The 6204-nt window shown below is 44.3% G+C and carries 6 protein-coding genes and 1 pseudogene; 4 read left to right on the forward strand and 3 right to left on the reverse strand.

Annotated elements, in window-relative coordinates:
- Nucleotides 1-155 precede the first annotated feature (155 nt).
- The gene (locus NIE88_RS04120; protein ID WP_253059195.1) at nucleotides 156-920 is read left to right on the forward strand and encodes a DeoR/GlpR family DNA-binding transcription regulator; all 765 of its coding nucleotides are present in this window, start codon (nucleotides 156-158) and stop codon (nucleotides 918-920) included.
- A gap of 51 nt (nucleotides 921-971) precedes the next feature.
- Nucleotides 972-1805 (forward strand): annotated as a pseudogene (locus NIE88_RS04125) (Cof-type HAD-IIB family hydrolase).
- 230 nt (nucleotides 1806-2035) lie between these two features.
- On the opposite strand, the gene NIE88_RS04130 reads toward NIE88_RS04125, so the two are convergent.
- From NIE88_RS04130 to NIE88_RS04140, 3 genes are all read right to left on the reverse strand, one after another.
- Nucleotides 2036-2317 (reverse strand): glutamine amidotransferase-related protein, encoded by a 282-nt coding sequence (locus NIE88_RS04130; protein ID WP_253059197.1) that lies wholly within the window; start codon nucleotides 2315-2317, stop codon nucleotides 2036-2038.
- Nucleotides 2314-2481, reverse strand: a complete 168-nt coding sequence (locus NIE88_RS04135) for a hypothetical protein (RefSeq protein WP_253059199.1) — start codon at nucleotides 2479-2481, stop codon at nucleotides 2314-2316. Before NIE88_RS04135 ends, NIE88_RS04130 begins: the two co-directional genes overlap by 4 nt.
- Before the next feature lie 94 nt (nucleotides 2482-2575).
- On the reverse strand, nucleotides 2576-2881 hold the full coding sequence (locus tag NIE88_RS04140) for a TFIIB-type zinc ribbon-containing protein (protein WP_253059201.1): 306 nt from the start codon (nucleotides 2879-2881) through the stop codon (nucleotides 2576-2578).
- A 237-nt stretch (nucleotides 2882-3118) separates the two neighbouring features.
- On the opposite strand from NIE88_RS04140, the gene pflB reads away from it, so the two are divergent.
- Nucleotides 3119-5374: a formate C-acetyltransferase gene (pflB, locus tag NIE88_RS04145; RefSeq protein WP_253059203.1), complete on the forward strand. Its 2256-nt coding sequence runs from the start codon at nucleotides 3119-3121 to the stop codon at nucleotides 5372-5374.
- Between the two features lie 40 nt (nucleotides 5375-5414).
- A complete protein-coding gene (gene pflA, locus NIE88_RS04150) occupies nucleotides 5415-6176 on the forward strand; it encodes a pyruvate formate-lyase-activating protein (RefSeq protein WP_253059205.1) in 762 nt (253 codons plus the stop codon).
- Nucleotides 6177-6204: the final 28 nt, after the last annotated feature.

The raw sequence follows: 6204 nt of genomic DNA on the forward strand, positions 1-6204 counted from the left end.
AAGCGAGTTCATCGTTTTTAATACATAAAGCATTTCAACTGCCCCCTTAAATACTTACATATACTTGATTTTTTATTAATTTAACTTATAATTACTTATTGAAGATAGGCTTAAATAAAAGGAGCAACGACCTGAATGCTTCGAAAAGAAAGGAGATGCGTGTCATTTACCAAGAAGAGCGTTTGGCAGCTATTCTCGATGATCTGCAAAAAGCACGCAGTCTGTCGGTGGCAGACATTTGCCGCCTTTACCAAGTCTCGCGTGACACAGCTCGGCGTGATATTGTCAAGCTTACCGAGCAAAAGGCGGCGATTCGAACGCATGGAGGAATCGCCCTTCCTGATTTTCAGAATAAAGTTTTGGCTTACCGAGATCGTCTGCAGGCTTATTCCGATGCGAAAATACAAATAGGAAAAAAGGCGCTCAATTTTCTGCAGCGCGATGGTTTTTATTTTTTTAACGCTTCAACAACCATTTCCTGTATGGTGCGTCAGATCAATCTACCCATTCATGTCTTTACGCAATCACTTGATGTCGCAGAACTGTTATCTCAGAAAGAAGAGATCCCCGTTCATTTGTTTGGCGGATTATTAAATGGCAAGAATCGTTTTTTCTTTTCTGCGGAAAGTATAAAGCACATGGAAACAATTCGCTTCGATGCGGCATTTCTCGGAGCGGCTGCGGTCACTGAAGACGGCATTTATTATGATGATGAAGAGGACGCTTTAATCAGCAGAACCATATCAAAATGTTCTGATCGTATTATTATTCTCACGGATCACAAGAAATTTGATCAGAAAAGCAGGTTTAAGGGATTCGATTGGAGTACTGCAGACTTTCTAATTACCGATCACATGCACTCCGAACAAATCAGAACTTCGATCGAAGAGCAAGGCGTTCATTTCATTCTTGCTGATTAAATGAAATCGACAGTTGGTTACTTATTCTTTCTCTATAGGGAGTGGATTTATATGTCAATTCAATTGATTTTCAGTGATATCGACGGCACATTAATTAATTCAAAGCATGTCATTACGAAAAAAACCGTGCAGGCGATCAAAGACTGTGCAGGACAAAACATCCCCTTCATTCTCGTTTCCGCGCGAATGCCGAGCGGAATTCTTCCCTTACAGCAGCAACTCGGCTCATTTGACCCGATCATTTGTTACAGCGGAGCACTTATCGTCGATCAGCACCATACTCTGACTTCGAATGAACATTTATTCTCTGTTACAATGAATCCTGCAACGGTACTGTTTGTTTATCAGCAAATCTGTAACCGTTTCCCGGAAATGAGTTTCTCTGCATACAGTTTTGATCGTTGGCTTGTTCCGGATCGGCCGGATGCCTAGATTGCTCAAGAACAGGCCATAGCGCGCACCCCTTCATTTGCATACGCATTCCACGATCAAACACCAGATGATCTGCCGCCGGTTCATAAGCTATTGTGCATGGGGGAACCGGCAGCTATTGACCAATTACAAGCAGTTCTTCTTGAAGCAAATCTTGATGCGGCGTTTTACAAATCAAAGCCCACCTATTTGGAAATCATGGCCGAGAATGTCAGTAAAGCAAGTGCTATGCGTAAGATAATGGAACGTTATCATATAGCACAAGAAAACACACTCGCCTTTGGTGATAATTTTAATGATGTACCTATGCTCCGATTCGCAGGAATCGGCATAGCGATGGGCAACGCTCCGGAACAAGTAAAAGGAGCAGCCGACTTTGTGACCCTCTCTAACGATCAGGACGGAATAAAAGCGGCACTCGAACGATTAAGCGTACTTCCAACAAACTACTAAACAGATTCGTTTGCAAATTGATTTGTCCATTGATCCAGAAAATCAAACAAGATTAATTTATTCTGCTGAACCAATTCGAATCGGCCGCATAGCTATGGAATACTCTGAATATACTTGCCACCGACCAATTCATTGCGCAAATGTTCGATAATATCACGAATATTTTCTTCACTAACTTCCAGATGAAATTGAAGACCCACAACCCGTTTTCTGTAAACAAATGCCTGGTTTCAGCAGCCTTTGCTGAAGGCCGCATGTGACGCTCTTTGCGGAAGATCAAAGGTATCCCTATGCCAATGAAAAACTGTCATCTGCTTGGGCATGCCTAAAAAAGGCAGCTCCGGATGATTCACGAGCGAGATCGGAAACCAGCCGATCTCTTTTTCTTTTCCGGGATAACCATCCGCGCCAAGACAAATCCCCAAAACAGGAATATTCTTTCGAATCGCTGTTTTGATCCATTCCTTTTCCTGTTTCAGCCATGGATACGCATCTTCATTCGCACAATTCATTGGCCCCCCATAATGACCATCAAGCCGATTTTTTCAAAGTCAGGCTTGGCAAATTTCTTTTCATAAAAGTATGTTCCAGTCAGTTCATAACCATGCACCCTGCACCATTCGGAGATAAATCCCGGTTTCTCAAACGAAACATGCTGAAAAAAATGTACACGCATCTGCCCATCTCCCCAATGACAATTATCGCTGCGAAAATGAGACAAAGTCCGAAAAGGAGTTTATTTCCTCCTTTTCGGACCTTATTCCCTCACATCAATCGAAAATATCCCCAAGCATATCCATCACGGACTTCTTTTTCTTTCTGTGCGGAACATAGTCTTCCCCTTTTCTTTTATCATAATATGAATTGTCTTTATAGTCACGATCTCTATAGCTTTTTTGTTGATCTTCTCCATACCAATCATTGAACGGACGATGGACCTCTTTCACACGAGTCGATAATTTATCTAACTCTCCGCGATCCAGCCATATCCCCTTGCAGTTTGGGCAAGTATCGATCAATACGCCTTCTTTTTCAATTTCTTTTATGCGGACATCGTCGCATACCGGACAAAACATGGCCTCACTCCTCCCTTCGTTTTCATAATCATTTTATCAAAATTTGTATCAAAACGCTTTCAATTAGTTTTTTCTTACCTATTTGTCAAACATTTAAACGACACGATTCTGTGAATAAATAGTAACAAAAAAGTCACACCTCAAGTGTAAACGCTTTCATCTGATATTATATAATTAACATGTGTTCAAGGATCATATGTTCAATTAGTCGACGATTTTAATGAGGAGATGAACGGCATGGAAGCAACAGTAGAAAAAAGCAAGTATGGATCAGCTTGGGACGGATTTGTTGAAGGTATTTGGAAAAACGAAGTTAACGTTCGCGATTTTATCATGAAAAACATACATCCTTACAGCGGTGACGAATCTTTTCTGGCCGGAGCAACAAAAAATACAGATCTTCTGTGGAAGCAAGTGATGGAACTATCTGAGCAGGAACGAAAAAACGGCGGGGTTCTGGATATGGATACCAAGATTGTCTCTACAATCACCTCGCACAAACCAGGTTATTTGAATAAACAACTCGAGAGAATCGTTGGCGTTCAAACCGACGAACCATTTAAACGCGCCTTGATGCCATTTGGCGGCATTCGCGTGGCCGATCAGGCAGCTGCATCATATGGGTACAAAATTGATGACGAAGTCAAGCATGTCTTTACCGAATACAGGAAAACACATAATCAAGGTGTTTTTGATGCCTACACTGATGAAATGCGTCTGGCTCGTCACGCAGGCATTATCACCGGACTCCCGGACGCTTACGGTCGCGGGCGTATCATCGGCGACTATCGACGCGTCGCGCTATACGGCATTGACTTCCTGATCGAACAAAAGAAAATTGATAAGCAAAATACCAGCAGCAAAATGAGTGAAGACGTCATCCGGCTTCGCGAAGAACTGACAGAACAGATTCGCGCACTCGAAGATATTAAGAAAATGGCAGCCAGCTATGGTTTTGATATTTCCAAACCGGCAACCAATGCGCATGAGGCATTCCAATGGTTGTATTTTGGTTATCTTGCAGCCGTTAAGGAACAGAACGGAGCAGCGATGAGTCTTGGCAGAACCTCATCGTTCCTTGACATTTACATTGAGCGCGATTTGGCAAGCCATGCACTAACCGAGGATGAGGCACAGGAGCTGGTTGATCATTTCGTCATGAAGCTTCGTCTCGTTAAATTTGCACGTACCCCTGAATATAATGAACTGTTCAGCGGTGACCCGACATGGGTTACGGAATCAATCGGCGGCATGAGCGTTGACGGACGGACATTAGTCACGAAAAACTCGTTCCGCTTCCTGCACACGCTGGAGAATCTCGGTTCGGCGCCGGAACCGAATCTGACCGTCCTGTGGTCAAAACAGCTGCCGAAAGCATTCAAGGAATACTGCGCAGATATTTCAATAAAAACGAGCGCAATTCAGTATGAAAACGATGATTTAATGCGTGTGGAATACGGCGATGATTACGGTATTGCCTGCTGTGTATCGGCCATGCGTATCGGCAAACAGATGCAATTCTTCGGCGCGCGTGCCAACCTCGCGAAGACCTTGCTCTATGCTATCAATGGCGGTGTCGATGAAGTCAAAAAAATACAGGTAGCTCCTGCGCTTGCACCAATTACCAGTGATGTTTTGGATTACGATGAAGTGATGCAGAAATTTGACCGTATGATGGATTGGCTGTCTGATCTGTACATCAATACACTGAATGTCATCCACTATATGCACGACAAGTATTCCTATGAACGAAGCGAAATGGCGCTGCACGATACTCATATTCTGCGTACAATGGCAACCGGTATCGCCGGTCTCAGTGTCGCGGCGGATTCGCTCAGTGCAATCAAATATGCGAAAGTACATGTTCAGCGCGATGAAGACGGCTTGGCAGTTGGTTTTAACATCGAAGGAGACTTTCCTAAATACGGCAACAACGATGACCGTGTCGACTCTATCGCTGTAGATCTCGTTGAAAGCTTTATGAATAAATTGAAAAGGGTAGACACATACCGTGATTCTGTTCCGACGCTGTCGATTCTGACGATCACTTCAAATGTCGTTTACGGCAAGAAGACCGGCAGCACTCCGGATGGACGTTTGCGCGGTGAGGCTTTTGCTCCGGGAGCAAACCCAATGCATGGACGCGACAGCAAAGGTGCTCTTGCCTCTCTGTCCTCTGTCGCAAAACTGCCTTACCGTTACTCACTTGATGGTATCTCAAACACATTCTCAATCGTGCCGAAAGCGCTGGGAAAAGATGATTCCGTACGCGAAGACAATCTGGATGCAATGCTTGACGGCTATGCTGAAAAGGGAGGCCATCATATTAATATCAATGTATTTAACCGGGAAACACTGGTCGATGCGATGGATCACCCGGAAAAATATCCGCAGCTGACGATTCGTGTTTCCGGCTACGCTGTCAACTTTATCAAACTGACCCGTGAACAGCAGCTCGAAGTTCTGCATCGGACTTTCCACGAAGCAATTTGAGCATGAATTTTTAATGTACGACCGAAAGGAGGGAGTCTTCATGGTTCTTGGTAATATTCATTCGATTGAATCATTCGGCACCGTCGATGGTCCGGGTATCCGCTTTGTCGTGTTTACCCAAGGCTGCCCGCTCCGCTGCAAATACTGCCATAATGTCGATACACGGGCAATCGGTACCGGAAAATCAGTCAGTGTCGATGAAATCATTCATGAATTGAAGGATTACCTGCCGTTTATTCAGGCATCCGGTGGAGGCATTACGGTCAGCGGAGGTGAAGCGCTGCTGCAGATCCCTTTCCTGACTGAGTTATTTAAAGCATGCAAAGCCATCGGTGTTCACACCGCCCTCGACACATCCGGATGCTGCTATGTCGACGCGCCCTTCTTTCACAAGAAGTTCGATGAATTGGCATCTTATACCGATCTTGTGCTGCTCGACATCAAAGAGATCAACTCAGAGCGACACAAGTGGCTGACTGGCCAGCCGAATGAGCACATCTTAGCTTTTGCCCGATTGTTATCAAAGAAACAGATTCCTATGTGGATCAGACATGTGCTTGTTCCGACTGTTACTGATTCCGAACAGGATCTTACAGAACTTGGAGCGTTTATTGACACATTGCAAAATGTGGAGCGCGTGGAAATACTGCCCTACCATAAAATGGGCGTATATAAATGGGAAGCGATGGGGCTGGATTATCCTCTTGAAGACATTGAATCACCGACAGATGAAGAAGTGAAACGTGCCGCCCAATTAATTCAGCAGAACATGACAAAAGAACTCGTTGCTGTGCCCCAGTAACCAGTAATATAGAAAAGACCTTGCTGCA

The sequence above is a fragment of the Sporolactobacillus shoreicorticis genome, from assembly GCF_024125445.1.
GTDB classification, from domain to species: Bacteria; Bacillota; Bacilli; order Bacillales; family Sporolactobacillaceae; genus Sporolactobacillus; species Sporolactobacillus shoreicorticis.